Raw genomic sequence first — 3,790 nt, forward strand, 5'->3', positions numbered from 1 at the left:
ATCATCAACGAGCCGACCGCGGCTGCGCTCGCTTACGGCCTCGACCGCGGCAAGGAAGACGAGCTCATCCTGGTCTTCGACCTCGGTGGTGGAACCTTCGACGTCTCGCTGCTCGAGGTGGGCATGACGACGACTTCTCGACGATTCAGGTGCGCTCGACCGCCGGCGACAACCGCCTCGGTGGCGACGACTGGGACCAGCGCATCGTCGATCACCTCATCAAGAAGTTCAAGGACACCACCGGCGTTGACGTGTCGAAAGACAAGATCGCTCTTCAGCGTCTCAAGGAGGCCGCCGAGCAGGCGAAGAAGGAACTCTCGTCGAACACGAGCGCGAGCATCCAGCTCCCCTACCTGTCGCTCACCGAGAACGGTCCCGCCAACCTCGACGAGTCGATCACGCGCGCCCAGTTCGAGCAGATGACATCCGACCTGCTCGACCGCACCAAGAAGCCGTTCCAGGACGTCATCAAGGAAGCCGGCATCAAGGTTGCCGACATTGACCACATCGTGCTCGTGGGCGGCTCGACCCGCATGCCGGCCGTCACCGAGCTCGTCAAGAAGCTCACCGGTGGCAAGGAGCCCAACAAGAGCGTCAACCCGGATGAGGTGGTCGCCGTCGGCGCTGCCCTCCAGGCCGGCGTGCTGAAGGGCGAGCGCAAAGACGTTCTGCTGATCGACGTGACCCCCCTGAGCCTCGGCATCGAGACGAAGGGCGGCATCATGACGAAGCTCATCGAGCGCAACACCGCCATCCCGACCAAGCGCAGCGAGACCTTCACGACCGCCGACGACAACCAGCCGTCGGTCGCCATCCAGGTCTTCCAGGGCGAGCGCGAGTTCACCCGCGACAACAAGCCGCTGGGAACCTTCGAGCTCACCGGCATCGCGCCGGCGCCGCGCGGGGTTCCGCAGATCGAGGTCACCTTCGACCTCGACGCCAACGGCATCGTGCACGTTGGGGCGAAGGACAAGGGCACCGGCAAGGAGCAGTCGATGACGATCACGGGCGGTTCGTCACTGCCCAAGGAAGACATCGAGCGCATGGTGCGCGAAGCGGAGGAGCACGCTTCCGAAGACAAGGCGCGGCGCGAGTCGGCCGAGACCCGCAACAGCGCCGAGCAGCTCGCCTACTCGATCGAGAAGCTGATCAAGGAAAACGACGACAAGCTTCCCGACGACGTCAAGACCGAGGTGCAGGGCGACCTCGACGCTCTTAAGACCGCACTGCAGGGTGAGGATGACGACGCCGTGAAGTCGGCGTTCGACAAACTGGTCCTCAGCCAGACCAAGCTGGGCGAAGCGATCTACTCCTCACCGGTGACCGAGCCCGACGCGGCCGCCGAGGACCCGACCGCCGAAGCGGGTGACGAAGACATCGTCGACGCCGAGATCGTCGATGATGAGGAGCCGAAGACCGACGAGGCGCCTGCCGAAGCGCCGGCCGAGGAGCCGAAGAAGTAACGATGACCGACGACGCGAAGGACAAGGCGCCCCAGGGCGACGAGGACGCGCCGAAGGTCCACGACAAGCGCAAGATCGATCCCGAAACCGGGGAACCGCGCGTGACCGAGGCCGTCGGTGACGGATTCCGCAAGACGCCGGTCGAGGACCCCGTGACGGATTCTGAAGGCGATACCGACGAGCCGACGGTCGACCCTTCGACAGGCTCAGGACGGCGCGAGGCGCCGGATGGTGACGACATCCAGTTGATCCTCGCGGAAGGCCCCGACGTCGAGTTCACCGACGAGGATCTCGAGCTGCTCGCCGAAGCGGAGCGCGACCTGGTCGCGGAGTACCGCGAGCGGGCGGCCCGCGCGGAGGCGGAGTTGAAGAACTTCCGCACCCGTGTGGAACGCGACCGCCAGGCGAACCGCGAGATCGTGATCGCCGAAGTCATCCGCTCCCTGCTGCCCGCGATCGATGACCTCGACCGAGCCGACGCGCACGGCGATCTCGTCGAGGGCAGCCCGTTGGCGCTCATCGCGCAGAAGACCCGCGCCGCGTTCGACAAGTACGGCCTGGTGAAGGTGGGCGAGAAGGGCGAACGCTTCGACCCGAAACGGCACGAGGCTCTCGTGCGCCTGCCGAGCGCGGATGTCGAGTTCGATACTGTCGCGGATGTCATCGAGCCCGGCTACCTGATCGGCGAGCGCCTCATCCGTGCCGCCAAGGTCGCCGTCTCCTCGCCCGAGTAGTTCAGTCAGAAGGGGCCGGAGGGCGCATGGCCAGTCAGGACTGGTTCGACAAGGACTTCTACGCCGTGCTCGGGGTGGGCAAAGACGTCTCCGACGCGGACCTCAAGAAGACCTATCGCAAGCTCGCGCGGCAGCATCACCCCGACTCCAACGCCGGGGACGCGCAGGCCGAGGCCCGCTTCAAGGAGATCAGCGAGGCGTACTCGGTGCTCTCGGATGCCGAGCTGCGCGCCGAGTACGACCAGATGCGGGCGATGGGTTCGGGTGCGCGGTTCACCTCGAGTGGCGGAGGAGCCCAGGGCTTCGACGACATCTTCCGCGGCTTCGGCCGGGGCGCGCAGCGCAACCAGAGCGACTTCGACGACATCCTCGGCGGTCTGTTCGGCGGAAGCAGCGGTCGGTTCGGGCAGCCCTCGGGCGGTTTCGGGGGGTTCGGCGGACCGAGCAAGGGCGGCGACATCACCGCCAACACGACGCTCGACTTTCTCACCGCAATCCGCGGCGACACCGTCGGCCTGAAGATGCAGGACGGCCGTGAGGTCAAGGTGAAGATCCCGGCCGGCGTCGCTGACGGGCAGAAGATCCGACTCAAGGGCAAGGGTCAGCCGAGCCCCGACGGCGGGGAGGCGGGCGACCTCGTCATCACGGTGTCGGTTAGGCCCCATCCGGTCTTCGAACGTGAGGGCCTCAATCTCCGCGTCGACGTGCCGGTGACCTTCGCCGAGGCCGCGCTCGGCGCGACGATCGAGGTTCCGACGCTCGAAGGAGACGCGGTGCGACTCAAGGTTGCGGCGGGCACGCCCTCCGGCCGCGTGTTGCGCGTGAAGGGCCGCGGGGTCACCACTCCGAAGGGTACGGGCGACTTGCTCGCCGAAGTCGTCGTGGCGGTTCCGAGCAACCTGTCGCCTACGGCTGCCGCCGCGCTGGCCGAGCTCGCGAAGGCGATGCCAGAGAACCCGCGGGACGAACTGCTCGCCCGAGCCCGCGCGGGGAGGTGACGGCTTGAGCTCACTCGACGAGAACAGCCCGCTGTTCGCGATCGCGGTCGCCGCCGAACTCAGCGCGATGCACCCGCAGACGCTGCGCCAGTACGACAAGCTCGGGCTGGTCAGCCCGCGGCGCACCGCCGGGCAGTCCCGCCGCTACTCGATGCGGGATGTCGTGCAACTGCGCGAGATTGCCCGGCTCTCGGCGGAGGGCCTCAACCTCGAAGGCATCCGCCGCATCCTCGAGTTGGAGAACCACGTGGCGGCGTTGACCGGTCGCGTGCGCGAACTCGAGCGCGCGCTCGCCGATGAGCTGCTGAACCGTCCGGGCCGCCGGGTTTTCGCGGCCGGCTCGGAAGGTGACGTCATTCCGCTGCGGGCGGGCACGCGCACCAAGAAGCCGACGTCGGTCGTCGTGTGGCGACCGTTTGGGCCGCGAGACTGAGCCCTGCCGCGATGACTGAGCGCGGCCGCGAGCGGCACGGGCTCAGTGCGCCTGCGGGGGCAACGCGGCGATGACCGCGTGATCTCCCGGCAGGACGCCGACTTTGGCCGCCCCTCCGGGGGAGCCGACCTCGGCGAAGAACTCGACGTTGGCCGTGTAGTA

General features: G+C 67.4%; 3 protein-coding genes and 2 pseudogenes. 4 read left to right on the plus strand and 1 reads right to left on the minus strand.

Annotation, left to right across the window (positions count from 1 at the left end):
- The 4 genes and pseudogenes from dnaK to RMO30_RS06360 form a co-directional block, all read left to right on the plus strand.
- Positions 1 to 1,463, plus strand: a pseudogene (gene dnaK, locus RMO30_RS06345) (molecular chaperone DnaK); the annotation flags it as partial.
- Positions 1,464 to 1,465: 2 nt separating this feature from the next.
- Positions 1,466 to 2,197, plus strand: coding sequence for a nucleotide exchange factor GrpE (locus RMO30_RS06350; RefSeq protein WP_309710941.1), 732 nt, complete (start codon positions 1,466 to 1,468; stop codon positions 2,195 to 2,197).
- Between the two features lie 26 nt (positions 2,198 to 2,223).
- Complete coding sequence (locus RMO30_RS06355; RefSeq protein WP_309710944.1) at positions 2,224 to 3,195, plus strand: DnaJ C-terminal domain-containing protein; 972 nt, start codon at positions 2,224 to 2,226, stop codon at positions 3,193 to 3,195.
- Positions 3,196 to 3,199: 4 nt separating this feature from the next.
- Positions 3,200 to 3,628, plus strand: a complete 429-nt coding sequence (locus RMO30_RS06360) for a heat shock protein transcriptional repressor HspR (protein WP_309710946.1) — start codon at positions 3,200 to 3,202, stop codon at positions 3,626 to 3,628.
- 42 nt (positions 3,629 to 3,670) lie between these two features.
- Here RMO30_RS06360 and RMO30_RS06365 read toward each other — a convergent pair.
- A pseudogene (locus RMO30_RS06365) lies at positions 3,671 to 3,790 on the minus strand (ferredoxin); the annotation flags it as partial.

Source organism: Pseudolysinimonas sp., assembly GCF_031389465.1.
Lineage (GTDB): Bacteria > Actinomycetota > Actinomycetes > Actinomycetales > Microbacteriaceae > Pseudolysinimonas_A.

Excerpts from the sequence above, each read along its gene's own strand:
- RMO30_RS06350 (WP_309710941.1), top strand. The coding sequence starts at position 1,466 with ATGACCGACGACGCGAAGGACAAGGCGCCCCAGGGCGACGAGGACGCG.
- RMO30_RS06355 (WP_309710944.1), top strand. The coding sequence starts at position 2,224 with ATGGCCAGTCAGGACTGGTTCGACAAGGACTTCTACGCCGTGCTCGGG.